The organism is Streptomyces sp. CA-135486 (assembly GCF_050936555.1).
Lineage (GTDB): Bacteria > Actinomycetota > Actinomycetes > Streptomycetales > Streptomycetaceae > Streptomyces.
Map to the genome: position 1 here is coordinate 3,369,093 of NZ_JBNJMM010000002.1, position 16,527 is coordinate 3,385,619.

10 protein-coding genes are annotated in these 16,527 nt (G+C 70.5%); 3 read left to right on the top strand and 7 right to left on the bottom strand.

The annotated features are described in order from the left end of the window. Positions 1–372: 372 nt before the first annotated feature. Complete coding sequence (locus ACQEVG_RS34990) at positions 373–1,758, top strand: FAD-binding oxidoreductase (protein WP_432991434.1); 1,386 nt, start codon at positions 373–375, stop codon at positions 1,756–1,758. A 176-nt stretch (positions 1,759–1,934) separates the two neighbouring features. Further along, entirely contained in the window at positions 1,935–2,966 is a 1,032-nt protein-coding gene (locus ACQEVG_RS34995; RefSeq protein ID WP_432991436.1) for an ArsR/SmtB family transcription factor, read from the top strand. 53 nt (positions 2,967–3,019) lie between these two features. Here ACQEVG_RS34995 and ACQEVG_RS35000 read toward each other — a convergent pair whose 3' ends face one another. Together ACQEVG_RS35000 and ACQEVG_RS35005 are read right to left on the bottom strand one after the other, a co-directional pair. Then, the gene (locus tag ACQEVG_RS35000; RefSeq protein WP_432991438.1) at positions 3,020–5,917 is read right to left on the bottom strand and encodes an AAA family ATPase; all 2,898 of its coding nucleotides are present in this window, start codon (positions 5,915–5,917) and stop codon (positions 3,020–3,022) included. Between the two features lie 191 nt (positions 5,918–6,108). Next, the gene (locus tag ACQEVG_RS35005) at positions 6,109–7,800 is read right to left on the bottom strand and encodes a S8 family serine peptidase (protein ID WP_432993120.1); all 1,692 of its coding nucleotides are present in this window, start codon (positions 7,798–7,800) and stop codon (positions 6,109–6,111) included. Positions 7,801–8,349: 549 nt separating this feature from the next. On the opposite strand from ACQEVG_RS35005, the gene ACQEVG_RS35010 reads away from it, so the two are divergent. Continuing rightward, on the top strand, positions 8,350–9,135 hold the full coding sequence (locus ACQEVG_RS35010) for a VOC family protein (protein WP_432991440.1): 786 nt from the start codon (positions 8,350–8,352) through the stop codon (positions 9,133–9,135). Positions 9,136–9,155: 20 nt separating this feature from the next. On the opposite strand, the gene ACQEVG_RS35015 is transcribed toward ACQEVG_RS35010, so the two are convergent. From ACQEVG_RS35015 to ACQEVG_RS35035, 5 genes are read right to left on the bottom strand one after another with little or no spacing between them, the layout of a single operon-like run. Continuing rightward, a complete protein-coding gene (locus ACQEVG_RS35015; protein WP_432991442.1) occupies positions 9,156–10,220 on the bottom strand; it encodes a trypsin-like serine peptidase in 1,065 nt (354 codons plus the stop codon). A gap of 10 nt (positions 10,221–10,230) precedes the next feature. After that, a complete protein-coding gene (locus ACQEVG_RS35020; RefSeq protein ID WP_432991444.1) occupies positions 10,231–11,355 on the bottom strand; it encodes a trypsin-like peptidase domain-containing protein in 1,125 nt (374 codons plus the stop codon). Then, positions 11,352–14,351 carry an ATP-binding protein gene (locus ACQEVG_RS35025; protein WP_432991446.1) on the bottom strand — a complete coding sequence of 1,000 codons (3,000 nt, stop codon included), beginning with the start codon at positions 14,349–14,351 and terminating at the stop codon, positions 11,352–11,354. Before ACQEVG_RS35025 ends, ACQEVG_RS35020 begins: the two co-directional genes overlap by 4 nt. Next, positions 14,332–15,456: a hypothetical protein gene (locus ACQEVG_RS35030; RefSeq protein WP_432991448.1), complete on the bottom strand. Its 1,125-nt coding sequence runs from the start codon at positions 15,454–15,456 to the stop codon at positions 14,332–14,334. Before ACQEVG_RS35030 ends, ACQEVG_RS35025 begins: the two co-directional genes overlap by 20 nt. A gap of 48 nt (positions 15,457–15,504) precedes the next feature. Continuing rightward, the gene (locus tag ACQEVG_RS35035) at positions 15,505–16,464 is read right to left on the bottom strand and encodes a hypothetical protein (protein ID WP_432991450.1); all 960 of its coding nucleotides are present in this window, start codon (positions 16,462–16,464) and stop codon (positions 15,505–15,507) included. Between the last annotated feature and the right edge of the window lie 63 nt (positions 16,465–16,527).

Here is a 16,527-nt window from a genome sequence, read left to right on the forward strand (position 1 = left end):
CTGAAGTCCGACTGGTCGCTGTCGGGCCCGCTACTTGCGGCGGCGGTGCCACCAAAGGCGCGTCCGGGCCGACGCGATGGCGGCCCACGCTGGACGCTGGGGGTCTCGTCGTTGATCTGTAACACTCTGATGCCAATATTGGACCTTACGTCGTTCGCTGCGGCGCGTGGCGGAATTGCGACGCACCCCAGTCGGCGGGACGCTGGACATATCAGCCCCGCGGCGTCCGACTGCGCCTGCGGCCCGTGAAAGGTGCCCCGGACCAAGCTCCCGCCGGCGGGGGAGAACCGCAGCGGCGGGGCACCTGATGGTGCGGCCGGAACGGCCATGCGGCCGGCGGGTTGCGCTTCCCACCTCGCCTGGGAGAACGCCATGGACGGCACCATTCTGGAAGAGATGCGGACAGCACTGCGCGGCCCGGTCATCGGCCCGCAGGACCCGGAGTACAACGACACTCGCAAGATCTACAACGCAATGATCGACCGGCGCCCGGCCGCCATAGTGCGGTGCTCGGACGTGGCCGACGTCATGAACGCGGTCGACTTCATCCGCGACCACGGTCTCGAACTCGCCGTACGGGGCGGCGGGCACAGCGGCCCCGGCCTCTGCCTGGTGGACGACGGCGTCACCATCGACCTGTCGCCCATGCGCTGGGTGCGCGTCGATCCCGTATCGAAGGTCGCCTGGGTCGGTGGCGGCAGCCAGCTGGGCGACCTCGACCATGCCGCCCACGCCTTCGGTCTCGCCACTCCGGCCGGCATCATGTCGACGACGGGCGTCGGCGGCCTCACTCTCGGCGGCGGTCATGGGTACCTCACCCGCAAGTACGGACTGACGATGGACAGCCTGCTGGCCGCGGACGTCGTGCTCGCCGACGGCAGCTTTGTCACCGCGAGCGAGACCGAGCATCCCGACCTGTTCTGGGCACTGCGCGGCGGCGGCGGAAACCTCGGCATCGTCACCTCCTTCAGCTTCCGGATGCACCCTGTGCACTCCGTGGGCGTCGGCATCACCGTGTGGCCGGTCGACCAGACCCGCGAGGTGCTCCAGTGGTACCGCGAGTTCCTGCCGCAGGCACCCGACGACCTGTACGGCTTCTTCGCGCTGCTCACCGTGCCGCCGGGCCCACCGTTCCCGGAGGAGATCCACGGGCAGAAGATGTGCGGCGTCGTGTGGTGCTGGACAGGGGACCTGGCCCGTCTCGACGATGCCCTCACGGTCGTGAGCGAGCCCGGCCGGCCGGCCTTCCACTTCGCGACACCGATGCCCTACCCCGCGCTGCAGACCTTGTTCGACGGGCTGATCCCCACCGGGCTGCAGTGGTACTGGCGCGGCGACTTCTTCGACCGGATCACGGACGAAGCCATCGATGTGCACCTCAAGTACGGCGAGAACCTCCCCACCGACCTGACGACCATGCACCTCTATCCGGTCGACGGAGCAGCCGCCCGGGTCCCCAAGGACGACACCGCGTTCGCCTACCGGGACGCGGTCTGGTCCGGCGTCATCGGCGGTATCGACCCCGATCCGGACAACGCGGAGATCATCAAGCAGTGGGCTGTCGACTACTGGGAGGAACTGCACCCGTACTCGATGGGCGGTTCGTACGTGAACTTCCTCGGCGCGGGCGAGGGCCAGGACCGGGTCAGGGCGACCTACCGCGATCACTACGACAGGCTCGCGGAAATCAAGCGGATCTACGACCCGAACAATCTCTTCCACGCGAACCAGAACATCCAGCCTGCCGGGCAGAGCTGACCGCCGCGGTTTGCCGGGCGGCCGTCCCTCGGAGCCGAGGGACGGTCTGGCTTGTCTTCTTCGGTGCCGAGGACCGCGGGCAACCATGAGAGGGCGCCTGCTCGTCCCCACCTGTGGCCGCGCTGAACGGGGGGCGGCCGTGGGCCCGTACAGGGCCGGCGAGTGAAAGAGGCTGCATGCTCCGCATTCACTTCACCTCATCCGACCTCCAGAACATCCGCATCGCCTCGCAGCCCGATCCACTGTGGGAACTGGTCTGCAGTGTCTGCCGATTACAGACCGGACAGGGACGGCTCGACTTCGGCGACTGGCGTGGCTCGGCCCACCACAGGCTTCGCAAGGACCCGGTGGTGCACCGGTCCCTGCAACTGCTGCGGACCTTGATCCCCGCTTCCGGCTACATCCCGGACTTCCTCACACCGACCAACAGCGGCGCCGATCTCGCCGAGGGCCTGGAGCAGGTGCGCGGCACCCCACGCGGGCAGCTGGCCGACGAGATGATGCGGCTGGCCGCATCCCGCCCGATCCCGAACTGGACCCGTTCCCTGGGCCTGGGGCGCGTCGGGCTCAACTCCCTGACAGGCGCCCTGGCGACCTATCACGGGGCACTGCTGCGACCCTACTGGCCGACCATCCGCACCGCGGTCGGCAACGATGTCAGTCAGCGGGCACACGCACTGCTGGAAGGGGGCACCCAGACACTGCTGGAGGGGTTGCACCCGCTGGCGCGATGGAACTCCCCGGTGCTGGAAGTGGATTACCCCGTCGACCGCGACCTGCATCTGGAGGGGCGCGGTCTGCTTCTCGTCCCCTCGTACTTCTGCTGGCGCCGGCCGACCGCTCTTGCGGACCCCGAGCTGCCCCCGGTGCTCGTCTATCCCGTACCGAAAGCACCGCTCGACGTCGCGCGGGCGACGGAAGACGGCCTGGTGCGACTGCTGGGCCGCACCCGGGCGGCGGTCCTGACCGAGGTGGCCAACAGGCGCGCGCGGACCACGTCCGAGGTGGCCGAGGCGGTCAGAATTTCGCTGCCGAGCGTGAGTTACCAGATCAGCGTCCTGCGTGACGGCGGTCTTGTGACCAGCCGCCGCGAGGGCAAGTACGTTCTGCATGCGGTGACTCCCTTGGGCCTCAGGCTGCTCGGCGCCGGCCTGCCGGCCACGGCGGAGCCGCTCGGCGGCGGGAGAGCTGCCCAGCCGGCGACCTAGAGGTGTCACTGCTGCCCGGCGGGGACCTGCTTCATCCAGATCTGCACCGCTCGTCAGTCCGCCGCCGGGCCGTCCGTCGTGTCCGTCGGCGGCCGATGGGCGGGCCACGCGTTGAGGGCGCTTGCCAGCTGGGCACGCGAACGGACGTCCAGCTTCTGGTAGATGCGGGTGAGCCGTGCCTCGACCGTCTTCACGCTGAGGTACAGCTTCGCCGCCGCCTCCTGGTTGCTGGCTCCCTGGCCGACCAGCAGCGCGAGCCGCAGCTCCGCCTCCGTGAGCGAGGACACGGCGCCGCCGCGGGCCGGGTCGGGTTCGGTCGTACGGGACGGTGTCTCCGTCACCAGTGCCAGCCAGGGCGACGCCCCCGCCCGTTCGAAGACCGCGGCCGCGGCCTGCAGCGCGTTCTGCGCGGCCGACCGTCTGCGGCGGCGGCGTTCGACCCGGGCGAGCGCGATCAGCGCCCGCCCGCGTGCCAGCGGCAGCCCCGCCGCCGCGAAGCGATCGGCGGTCTCGGTGAGCAGCCCCGCTGCCTCGTCGGGCTTTCCGGCCGCCGCCAGATACAGGGCGTACGCGCGGTCGCAGCCGAGCAGCACCGTGGAGCGGCCCAGGCGTTCGGCGACGGGTCGCACATCGGCGAGCAGGGCCGCGGCCTCCTCGGGGGCATCGTTCGCGATCAGCGCCTCGGCCAGTTCCTCGTGCCAGCGCAGCATGGAGGGGTCGACGGTCGACTGGGCGCGCTCACCGGACTGCACCCGGCGCAGGGTCTCCAGGGCGTTCGCCACATCCCCGGTCACGAGCTGGACCCGGCCGAGTGCGTAGAGACTGCGGGAGAGGAAGACATGATCGCCCTCCTCCTCGGATGCCTGGACACTGCGCCGGGCGTAGCTCGCGGCGCGCGCGAAACTGCCACCGGCGCTCTCCGCGAGAGCCAGCATGTACCAGGCCGGCCCCGGCGAGAGGCCGGCCTCCAGTGTCAGGGCGAGCGACCGTCCGGCGTGCGCGAGCGACGCCGCGCATTGCCCCTGCCGGGCGTCGATCTCCGCGAGCGTACGGAACAGCTCGATGGCGTCCTCCACCGGGCCACGGCGCTCGACCAGCGGCAGCAGGGCGTTGAGCTGGTCGCGGGCGTCGGTGAGCCGGTCGTCGAACAGGGCATGCCGGATCGTCAGGATCTGCGCGGCGTTGCGGATGCCCAGCGGCCGCTCGACCATCTCGAGGGCTCGTGCCTCGGCGAGGACCCGCTCCGCGTCCGGCGAGCCGAGTACGCGGTCCATGCGTGCCTGGACGGTCAGCGCCGTGACCGCCGTCGTACGGTCGCCGACCGATCCGGCCAGCACCGCGGACTCGACGGCGGCGGCCCGGGAGCGTACGGGATCACCGTCGGCCAGCACGTGCTTCACCGCCAGCCGGAGTTGGACGGCCGCCCGCAGAGCCGCATCGCCCTCGGAGTCCTCCATGGCGTGGACGTAGATCTCGTCGAGGTCGGTCAGTCCCTGTCCGGCCGTGTCCAGCACCGCGAGCCGCGCACGAACGCGGTCGGCGGGCGCGGCGTCGCGGGCGAGGAGATCGGTCGCGGCGCGCATCGCAAGGTCCGCGCGGGCGGCGCGGGCGGCTTCCTCGGCGGCGTCGACGAGCCGGGCAAGCCGCTGCGCGCTGTGCCGGCCGGGCGTGGATTCGGCGGCGAGCAGGGCGAGTTCGGCAGCCAGGGCGCTGTTTCCGCGGCGTCGCGCCGTGTCGGCCGCGGCCGCGACCTCCGCCGCCAGTTGCTCGTCGGGGATGTCGGTGGCCAGCGCCCGGTGCCGTACGGCCTCGACGGGGTCGTCCACGACCCGCGCGAGCGCCGCATGACCGTCGCAGCGCTCGGCCCAGCCGGCGTCGTGCACCAGGGTGGAGGGCAGCAGTCCGGCCGTGAAGGCGACCGTCCCGTCCTCCGTGAGTTGGATGAGGTTCGCCCGCTCGGCGGCGGCGAGGTCGGCCTCGGCCGTGGGGCGGCCCGTGCGGCGGATCAGCGAAGCCGTCGGGCGCAGCGCCAGTGCGGCCAGCAGGAGTGTGTCCCGCACGTCGGGGGAGGCGGCGCCGAGCAGTTGACGGGCGAGATCGCGTGCGCGCCCGGACAGGGACAGTGCCTCGGCGTGGTGCACCGGCGTCCTGGCGTCGGCGAGGGACCGGCCGACGGCGAGCGCGAGACGCGGATTGCCGCCGCTGGCCTTGTGGATACGGCCGGCCATCCGGGACGGCAGCCGGTGGTGGATGAGGAGTTCGGCGATCTCGTCGGCGTGCAGCGGCGCCACGTTCAGGACGTCGGCCTCGGACGGCACCCACAGGGGCTCCGGGCAGGCAGCGTCCTGCGGCGAGGTACTGGGGGTGGAGGTGTCGGGTCCGTACGCCGCCGGGGTCTCGACGGCGACGACCCGCAGCGCCGACGGAGCCAGATGCAGGGCGAACCGCAGCAGGTCGGCGCTGTCGGCGTCGATGCGCTGGACGCCGTCGACGACGAGCAGGACGGGGCCGTGCGCGGCGAGCGTCCGCAGGATCCGGGCGAGGGCGAGCCGCAGGGCGATGGGGTCCCAGCCGTCGTCGGGCACGGGCGCCTCGCGGCACAGCATGGCGACGGCGGTCCGCTGCGGTCCGGGCAGTCCCGAGAGGATGTCGTGGCTGCCGGGGCCGTCGTGCGGCCGGGCCGCGGGCCAGGACGCGCAGGCCGAAACGGTCGCGACCAGGGCGGCGGCGGCCGCGCCGGGTATGTCCCGGTCGGCGGGCAGTGTGGCGAGCCACAGTACGGTCTCGCCGCGGGACTCGGCGCGCGCGGCGGCGGCCAGGGCGACCTCGGTCTTGCCCACCCCGGCAGGGCCGGTGAGCAGGGCGCGCCCGCGGGTGTGCAGGACCCGTTCGAGCCGTGTGAGGAGTTCCTCCCGCCCGACCGGTGCAGGGCGGTGCGCCGCCGTTGTCACCTCCCCACCACCCTCCATCTGGCCCGCGCGGGACTCTGCCCGTTGAGAGCAGAGCATACGAATCAGGCCACCGCAGTCCAGGCTTCGTTCCGGCATGCGGACCGGCGCGTCCGGACAGGCGGCGGGGCGCGCCCGCGGCGATATGCCACGAACGCGCCCTGACCAGCTGTGATGCGGTTGTTTGCGGTGGTTCAGAAGGTGAGACTCCAGGAGTCGATGTAGCCGGTGTCACCCGATGCCACATCGCGGACCTGAAGCTTCCAGGTGCCGCCTGCCACCTCGCTGGACGCGTCGACCGTGTACGCCGCGAGGACGTTGTCGGCGCTGTCGGACGACGACGAGGCCTTGAGGCTGCGCACCGTGCCGTCCGGCGCGATCAGGTCGATGACCAGGTCGCCGCGCCAGGTGTGCTTGATGTCCACGTTGACCTTGAGGGCAGCGGGGGCGTTGCCGGTGAGGCCGGTGACGGCGATCGACGAGCTGACGGTCGAGTTGTCCGCGATCGTCACGTCCGCCGTGTTGCTGAACGTCGTACCGCCGGTGGTGCCGGTGATGGCGTTCACGGTCTTCGCGGCGTCGGCGATGCCGGCGCCGCAGCCGTCGGTGCAGGTGCCCGGCAGCGGCCTGGCGTTGCTCTTGATCGCGGCCTCGATCTCGGCCGGGGTCAGAGTGCTCTTGGCCGACTTGAGCAGCGCGGCGAGCCCGGCGATGTGCGGGGCGGCCATCGAAGTGCCCTGGTAGGGCTTGTAGTTCTCGGTCGACTGGGTGGTGGCCCCGGAGTTCAGCGTGGAGAGGATGCCGTTCTGGGGGGTGGTGACGGTGCCCGGGGTGTCGGTGGCGCGGCGGGTCTCGCCGCCGGGAGCCGAGACATCGACGATGGAACCGAAGTTGGAGTAGAACGAGCGGTTGCCCTCGCGACTGGTGGACGCCACGTTGATGACGCCCGAGCAGTTGGCCGGGGTGAAGCCGGAGGCGTTGGCGTTGCTGTTGCCCGCCGCCACGACGACCGTGGTGCCGCGCGACACCGCGCCGTTGATCGCGTTCTGGTAGACGCTGGGGCAGCTGGCGCTGGCGCCGCCGAGGCTCATGTTGATGACCTTGGCCGGGTTCGGGTTCGCCGGGACGCCCGGGACGGTGCCGCCGGACGCCCAGGTGATCGCGTCGGCGATGTCCGCGGAGGAGCCGCCGCACTTGCCGAGCACACGGACCGGCTGGATCTTCGCGTTGTACGCGATACCCGCAACGCCCTTGCTGTTGCCCGCCGTTGCCGCGATGGTGCCCGCGACGTGAGTGCCGTGCCAGGAGGAGTCGCCCGCCTTGGAACCGGTGCCGCACTCGCCGTCGGTCGCGTTCCAGTCGCCCTCGTCCTTGGCGTCGCTGTCCCGGCCGTTGCCGTCCCGGGCGTCCGCGGCGGTCGAGATGAAGTCGTAGCCGGACACGACATTGGCGGCCAGGTCCGTGTGGGCGGCGTAGCCGGTGTCGATGACGGCGACGGTGACGCCGCTGCCGGTGGTCTTGTCCCAGGCGCCGGGCACGTTCATGCCGCCGGTGGCCTCGAACAGGTCCCACTGCTTGGTGTACTCGGTGTCGTTCGGGGTGACCGCCATCGCGTAGGCGCGGATGTCGGGCTCCACGGACGCGACCGACGGGTCGGCGCGGAAGGCGTCCAGAACTTCGGTGAGGTCCTTCTTGGACGCCTTGCCACCCAGGTCGACCAGAGCCGCGCCGCCGGCCAGCCGGCGCTCGAACGACAGGCTCTCGCCGGTCTCGGCGGCCTTGGCCGTCGCGTCGCTCCTGGCCGCCGTGTTGGAAGTGGCCTCGGACGTCTTGGACTTGTAGGTGACGATGACCCTCTCGACCGCGGCGACCGGCAGCGAGGTCATGGACTGCGAAGCCGGAGCGGGCTTCGGCGAGGGAGCCGGCGGGGTGGCGGCGAGTGCCACGGACGACGTGGCGGCGACGGCGGCGATCGTCGCGCTCGCGGCCACGACGGATATGAGTATCCGTCTGGAACCGTTCAAGGTGTTCCCTTTCAACTGACGGTGCGGAGGCGGCGGGCGGCGCGGGAACCGCGGTTCGCTGTGGGGGTGCGATCCGCGGTTCCCCGGGCCGGGTCGCCCTCGCGCCGCCGTCGACGCGACGGCCCCTGGTCAAGGGCCGTCGCGGCGGAACCGGCGATTTACATGCGCCTGACATCCAACGGTCAGGGGCTGGAATGCGCCGGTGCGGCAGACAGTAGGGAACGCCGAGATGAACCCGATACGGGGAAAACCCTTGTCACCCCGTGGCGGGATCCCTCAGCAGTGACCGGGGTGCGGCAGGGTCACGGCGTGTCGCGTCGCATGCAACGGCGGATGTCAGTGCGGGCTGGCACGCTGAGGGCGACTGGCCACAATCCGTCATCCCCGCGCGCGTACGGGAGGAGAACCGCGATGCTGACGACCACATACGTTCCGGGCGCGCCGAACTGGCTCGACCTGGGAACCCCCGACGTCGAAGCGGCCGCCGCCTTCTACGGAGCCCTGTTCGGCTGGGAGCTCACGACCATGGGACCGGAAGCCGGAGGGTACGGCTTCCTGCGGCTGAACGGGCAGACCGTCGCCGCGATCGGCCCGCTCACCGAGGAGGGCGCGGCCTCCGCCTGGACGCCGTATTTCCACACCGCCGACGCCGACGCCACGACCAGAGCCGTCGAGCAGGCGGGCGGCAGCGTCCGCGTCCCGCCCATGGACGTCTTCTCGGAAGGCCGGATGGCCGCGTACACCGACCCGACCGGCGCCCGGTTCGCCGCCTGGCAGCCAGGCGACACGAAGGGCCTGGAAGCGGTCAACGATGTGAACACGCTGTCCTGGACCGAGCTGTACACCACGGACGCTGCCGCCGCTAAGGACTTCTACCGCTCCGTGTTCTCGTGGGACTACGGGGACATGCCGCTCGCCGGAATTACCTACACCGTCGTCTCTCCCCAGGGCGGCGGCGAGAGGGCCACGCAGGGCGGCATCATGCAGCTACCGAAGGAGAACCTGGAAGCGGGCTCCCGCTCGGAGTGGCATCCGTACTTCGAAGTGACCGACGTCGACGCCACCTTCGCCGAGGCCAACCGGCAGCGTGCCACCCCGCTCATCCCGCCGATCGAGGCGGAGGGCGTGGGCCGGCTGGCCATGTTCACCGACCCCTTCGGTGCGCCTGTGGCCATCATCCGCGGCGCTGACCGCTGAGTCCGTGGCTGCCTCGGCGGTCAGACGAAGTTGACCTCGGCGCGCCGCAGCAGAGGATCGTCCACCATCCTCCACAGAGGTACGGCGTAGTTGCCGAGACCGTAACGGCCACCGAAGTGGAGGCCGAGAACGCGGTGGTCGGTGAGGTCGAAGACTGGGGAGCCGCTGTTGCCGCCCAGGGTGGAGCAGTCGTGCTTCACGACGTTCTGCTGGGACACGAGCTCCGTGGTGGTGCCGGGCTGGAGGCGTTTGACGTTGTAGATGTCCATGAAGATCCTGCTCATCGACTCCGGTTCGTTGCGCCGGCCGTCGTACGCCGGATAGCCGACGCAGTACACCGGATGTCCGGGCAGATCGGCGGGGGCGTCCGCGGCCACCGGGAGCGGGGTCGGCAGGGCCGGAACGCCTTCGGCGGGGGAGACCCGCAACAGGGCCATGTCGACGTCCTGGTGGATACCCAGTACCTCATCGACGTGGTACGCCGGTCCGCCGTCCACCTGGAGCGCGCCGTACTCCTCGGTCAGGTCGATCCGCGCGGTCATGCCCGGCTGGAAGGTCCACCCCGCGCCGTCGTCGCGAGCGAATTCCATCGCCACATGACGGTTCGTCATGACGATGTCCGCGCTGACGAGGAAAGCGGTGCCGAGCCAGTCCAGGCTGGCGTGCCCCGAGACCTCGACCCTTCCCACCCGCGCGATCGACTCGCGGATCGCGGCACGGGCGGCGTCGAGGACCGCCCAGTCGCCCTCCTGCGGCGCGAAGTCATGGTTCTGGATGAGGATGGCGGGTCTGCCCTCGAGCAGGACGATGGCCTCCATGCCGAAGGACTCGTCGTCGCTGATCTCGTCCGCGCGTCCCTCGGCGAGCTTGTCCAGGCCGTTCGCGCCCGCGGACAGCACACGGTCCCGTTCCTGCTGGGCGAACTGCGACATATGTCCGGCCAGCTGTTCCTCCGGGGGGAGTTCCTCCGACGATTCGGGGACTTCCCGCCACAGTCCCTCCCGTACCCGCCGCGCGACCTCCCGGAGGTCGGTGAAGACCTGCCGGGGGTCGGTGGCCACCGGTGACCTGCTGCGCTTGCCCATGTCGCCCTCCTCAGTCGTGCTGTGCCGTCTCGATCTCGGCATGGATGTCGGGGTTGTTGGCCTCCAGATGGCGCATGACACTGATCATCTGGGTACCGACGTTGACGAAGGCCGTCGCCCTGCCCTGGAACATCACGTCCTCCACGCGCCGCGTCCCCCGGTGGAGCGCGACCACCCTCCAGTCGTCCGTGAAGACAGGTGATCCGGAGGAACCGCCGCGGGTGTCGGTGAAGTAGCGGACATCGTGCTCGTCGGCTTCGTAGACGAGGTTGTTGCGCAGGGCGACGCGCTTCGGCCGGCCGCCGGGGTGCTGGATGATGTTGACCGCCACGAAATCACCCTGGGTGACGGCCAGTGGTTGCCTCGCCAGCCTCAGCACCGGCCGGGAGGGCTCGGCGGTCAGCCGGAGGATCGCGTAGTCGAGTTCCCCGTCCGCGGCGACGAGTTCACTGACGGTGGCCTCCTCCGTCTCCACGTCGTCCGTGTCGTAGTCGAACCGGGCGTACGCGTGCCGCGCCTGGAGCCGCAGGTCTTCGGCGTCGGCCCCGGGGCGGTCCTTGCCCGTACCGGTCCGCGCGTTGACCACATGGTGGTTGGTGATGAGCAGGGCAGGGGCGATGAGCCAGCCGGTGCCGGCGTGCGGGAAGCCGTTCGGCTGGAGCGGGGTGCCGCCCTGGTAGGGGGGAACCTTGAGGCGGGCGACCGCCATTCCGGCCAGGTCGCCGCCGCGGAGGAAGTCGAAGGGGACCGTGTCGTCGCGGTGGACTATCTCTTCCTTGATTTCCGGGGCGGGCAGCTCCGCGGTGATGTCCGGCTCGCCTCCGGCGCTGCGTGCGACATCGTCCAGGGCACGCTGCAGGACGGCGAGAGGTTCGGCCTCGGTGGTCTGGGCGACGGCGTTGCGCAGCCAGACCTCCAGTGGCACCGAGCCGTCCACCAGCCGCTCGACCCGGTTCATTTCGTTGAGGTCCGAGTGCACCTGCCGTCCGGGTGCGGGAAGCAGCGGCAGCGTGCCGCGGTACTTGGGCATGATGCCGTCGAACAGCAGCGGCCGGACCATCGGGTCGGCGAGCCCGGTCTCCAGAGCCGCGTCCCGCACCTGGAGGATCTCTTCCGGCGTGAGGTACGTGTTCATGCCCGATCAGGCCGTGGTGGGCCGTTCCCTTCGCGTCCGCTGTTCTTCATGGCCGCGCGGCGGGCGCGTGTCTGCGTCGCACGACCGCCGGCTCCCGCGCCCATGGCGGCGGCCACCCCGGCCGCGATCCCGCCGCGCTCGTCATGGACGGCAAGCAGCCGCCGGGCGAGGACGTCGAGGGTGCCGCGGTCGCGAGCCAGCCGCAGGATGTCGGTGGTGCTGGAGGGGCCGGCTCCCTCCGGCGAGCGGGCCGGTCCCGCGGCGTCGCGGAGGATGTCCATCAGGGTTCCGAGCAGCGCCGGTTGGCGGGAGGCCGCATGCCGTATCGCCGTGCCGAGGGTTTCCAGTGCCGCGTCGTCCGTCGGCATCCCCACGACCTCCACTGCGTGCTCCAGCGCCCCGGGATCCTGCGTGTAGACCTGCGACGCGACGGCGCGTACGAGTACGGGCTGGTCGGCGAGAACGGCGTCGGGCAACCGGCGCAGCTTTTTGGCGAGCTGGTTGTCGGCTTCGAGATCCGGGACCGCGGCGGCGGCCGCGAGACAGGACCGGGCGAGCAGCGCTCCCATCGCCTCGAGGTCCTGTCCGAGGCCGACCGCGATGTCCTCCGCCGTACGCAGGTCGCGGTCGGCGCCCGCCAGGTCGCCCGCGTCCTGAGAGAGACGGGCGGCGAGCAACAGCAGCTCCAGCTGACGCTCCGTGCATCCCGCGCTCTGAGCGGAGGCGATGGCGTCCGCTGTCGCCCTGCGGGCCTCCTCCCGCTGCCCGAGCCGGTTCAGGGTCTCGGCCAGCAGGGAGTGCAGTGGGCTGCACGGTGTCCAGGGCCGGCGTTCCCCGAGCCGGACGAACGCCTCGTCGGCGAGGCCCTGCGCCAGCAGATCCTCCACCTCGTGGGCGGCGATCCGCTCCCAGTCCTCCTGGTCGGCGCCTGCCATGACGTGGTCGGATGCCCCGCCGCCGAGCTTGGCGGTGAGCAGGCCGGCCGCTCTGGGGGCCATCTCCTGCTGTGCGCCGACGAGGAACCGCTCCACTCCGGGCAGCCACCGCTCCTCCACCGACCGCGGGTTCTCATTGAGCCGCAGCCGGTGGTAGATCTCCTCGGCGCGTGCCTCAAGACCGTCCCGCGCGGCGTAGTAGGCGACCGCGCGCCGTTCGACGGTGCGCATCACATCGGTGCGGTCGCTGCCCGGTAGCCGCAGCATGATGGCGCGTACGTCGCCGCGGTGCCGTACGGCCTCGGGCCCGGCCGGCTCCACCAGGTCGAGGCGGGAGAGCTCGTCGAAGAGGAGGCGGGCGTCGTCGAGGGTGTCCACCCGCAGGCCGCACGGCTCGGCGAGGACGTCCTTGATGATGTCGGGGGTGATGACCCGGAGCACCATCCCCGGATGGGCGAGACGGCGTACGTCCGGGTTCGCGATGTGGTTGAGGATGCGGTCGTAGAGGATGCCCTGGACGAGCATCTGGTCGACGCGGCGGAAGACGTGCCGGCGCCGGGCGGGCAGGCTGCGGATCAGTTCGCCCATCTGCTCGGCTTCGCTGCCGGCGAGTGTGGCTGCGCGGGCGGCCAGTTTCAGACTCAGCGGGTGGCCGCCGACCCGGTCGGCCAACGCCTGCGCCACATCGGGGTCCTTGATGCCGCAGGACATCAGGAGACCGACGGCTGCCGGCGGTTCGAGTTCGTGCAGTTCGATGTCCAGGGGTGTCATGGCGCCTGCCGGATGGCCGACAGGAGCCCGCCCGGAGACGACGACCCGCAGTCGGGGGTAGACGTACTGGAGCGCGACGCAGATCGCCCACATCCTCCCCACCACCGGGGAACCGCGGTACTGGGCCTCCTCGAACGAGTCGATGACCAGCACGAACGGCGGGATCTTCTGGTGTGCTGCCGCCACGGCGCGGACCAGGACGTCGGCGACCCGCCGGATGAGGTCGGTCTCGCGCGCGGTGGCGAGCAGCTGGAACTCCTGCGAGGAGCTGCGTCCGAGGACGGACCGGGTGGTGGCGAGCTCGTGCAGCTGTGTCACACGGTCCTGGCCCTCCCGTTGACTGCGCGCCGCCTGCTGGCACTCGTCCGCCAGGGCGTTCAGCTCGGCACGGTGAGTGGGGTACTGGATGCCGAGCTGCCGCGCGGCCTCGGCGATGAGGGTGACCGGCTCGTGGATCGAGAGCGTGGGCCGCTCGAAGTCGATGTAGGCGAAGGGGAAGCCGGCGGTGTGGCCGTGGACGCTGTTGAGGAGGAACTCGGCGAGGAGGGTGCTCTTGCCCATGCCGCCGGGCCCGTGGATGACCAGTGGGGGCACGGGTGCGCTGTCGACGCCGGCGGAGGAGGTACGCCCTGCCTGTTCCGTTCGGGCGGCATCGGCCTCGGCCTCGGTGGGCAGGTCGATGTAACTGCGCAGTTCGTCGAGTTCGCGGGTGCGCCCCTGGAACGTTCCCTGCGCGAGCCGTTCGAGGGGTTGCAGGAGTCTGGCCCGCTCCAGGGAGTGCTGGAGTTCGCCGGCGTCCGGCAGTCCGCTCATGCCCGGTATGCGCGACAGCCACAGCACCGCCTGGAGGGTGTCGGCCAGTTCGTCGGAGCTCTGGCCCGTCGGCGGCGGCCCGTCGCCGGAGAGATAGGCCACACAGATGCGCTCCGGCCCGGACTCCTCCTCCTGGAACTGGTCGAGGCTGCACTCCAGCGCGAGCCGGGCCGCTTCCGGGCCGGCGAGAGACCGCAGCGCGCGGTCCCGGACATCGGCCTTGAGGCTCCACAGGGCCGTGTCCTTCCTGCCCATGGTCGTGCAGTCGTCGACCAGCTCGAGGAGCGCGCCGCCGTGGGCGCGCTCCTCGCCGGGCAGCCGGAGCAGCATGGGATCGAAGTGGGTGAGCAGGCAGGCGGCCTGCCGGTAGGCGCCGCGGGTGTCCGAGACGGCGTGGGTGCGGTCGTCGCCGCCGCGCAGTTCCCGGCGCAGTCGTTCGGTGAAGATCTTCCGCGCCTCAGAGGGTTCGGTAGACACGAATCGCCCCCTCCGCTGCCGTGCAGATCTTCCGCATGTAGCTCTCGCCGCCGTTGGCCACTTCCGCCGCCCGGAGTACCTCTTTGACGGCCGTGTCGACGAACTCGGCGATCGTCGACTCCGCGGGTGGCCCGGCCTTGAGGAATGCGGGAGGGGATTCGTGGAAGTACTGGTCGAAGAAGCTGCGCAGATCGGCGGGGTCGGCGACCCGGGCCGTGTCCCAGCAGAGGCTTCCCCGCAGGTCGTACGGCAGTTGACGCATCGCGGGCCCGTAGCCGAGGAGCACCAGGCGGGGGGCCTGGTCGCCGCGTACCGCCGCGTGCTCGTAGATGGCGAGGGCCAGTTGGCCGATGAAGTCCCACACGTCGGAGCTGGGGGCGAGTTTGTCGCACTCGTCGAGGACGAGCCAGAAGCGGTCCTCTTCGGCCGTCGCCCGGCCGACCACCCAGTGCACGGCATCGTCGATCGAGGGCAGCAGGTCGTTCAGTTCGGTGGGGTTCAACGGTGACATTCCCGCGCCGGGATCGGAGACGAACTCCGCCATCCGGCGGATGACCTTGTCGGCGGAGGAGGTCTGACACAGGGTGACTCGTGCCGGACGGAATCCGTGGTGCTGCCCGATGTGGCGGATGAGGTTGTAGGTGTACGACCTGCCGCTGTCCGGTTCCCCGTCGACCAGCAGCACGGACTTCTCGGGGTCCTCGACGAACCGGCGCAGCGTTTCCCGCAGGTTCTGACGGTCGATGAAGACCTCTGTCCCGTTCTTGAGGACGCAGGTACGGAAGTTGTCCTCCGAGGCATGGGCGCGGCAGTCCTCGCGCAGCCGGTCGCGGAACTCTAGGGCCTTGGAGATTTCCGGCAGCACGGCCAACCGGTCGATCGAGGCGACGGCCTCGACGAGGGTGAGCTGCCGCTGGATATCTTTGCGTGAAGCTTGAACGAGTGCGCGAGCATTTTCCGCACTGACCGCCGTCAGAGCGAGGGCGGAGACGAAATCCGCGGAGAATCCGTACTGGGCGAGTTGGGTGTGGGGATCGGTGGTGTCGAGCAGGTACTCCCGTACCCAGAGGGTGACGAGGTCCCATTCCGTTTCGGCCAACGGCATAGCGCACCTACCCAGCCGCCCCCTGGGGAGCACGGGCCGGACCAACTGCTACTTGTCATGTTTACACCCGGTCTGTCCTCGTGCAACGTCGCTGAAGATCCGCTGGAAAGGCTCTCTGACCTTTGGGTTTCCCAAGTACTCGGCGATGCCGTGATGGTTGTGGCTGTCGTTCGTCACCAGCAGGTCGGTGACCCGTTCCGGCGGCGCGTACTCGGGCCGCAGTGTGTGGTCGAGGGCCACCAGATCCCGCAGGTCCGAGGCGTTGCGCCAGGCCCGTACGCCGGCCGGGACCGCGGGCGGCTTCGCCAGGTGGTCCTGGACCTCGGTGATCGCCAGCGGCGATCCGACCGTGGTGAAGAGCTCGACCTCCCGGCCCTGCTCCGCCAGTACTTCGTAGGCGACGATGGACCCGAGGCTGTGGCCGACCACTGCGAGGGGGGCGTCGTCCAGGCCCTCCAGGGTCTCCTGCACCACGCCGCGAATCGTCTTCCCCGCGCCGCCGAAGAAATAGGCGTGCACGTCCTTGAACGTGTGCTTGACGAGCAACCGGAACACCGCCTTGCGCGGTGTCGCGGGCAGTGGCAGCGCCTCGAGCGGGTGGCGGTCCGCCGGCCCGGCGTCCTCCATCTCGGCGAGTGTGTCCGCAAGAGCGGTCATTTCGCTCAGCCAGTCGACGAGCGCGTCCTTCTGCTCGCCGACCCCGGGCGTGGACTCGGGCCCGATGCCACCGGCCTCGAACCGTGCTTCGGCAAGGGTCCTCGCCACGAATTCCTCGGGCGGCTCGAACTCCACGGATGCGACCGTCTCCTCGATTTCCGCGGGTCCGCCGTCCAGAGGGCCGAGCCGGAAATCGGGCAGGGGCGTGTCGTACCGGACAGGAGCCCAATAGGCCATGCGCGAGAAGTCGGCCATGTCGCTGCCGAAAAGCGCCCGGTCCCACTGAGACTTGAGCAGTTCCGAGCGGACTTTGTTCCCGTTTCCATGGACATACACGACTCTGGGCCGCATGACTGCCTCCCGCCTCCGCACGGACGCCGGTCACTGTCAGTATTGGTTCGGGGGGATTCGATC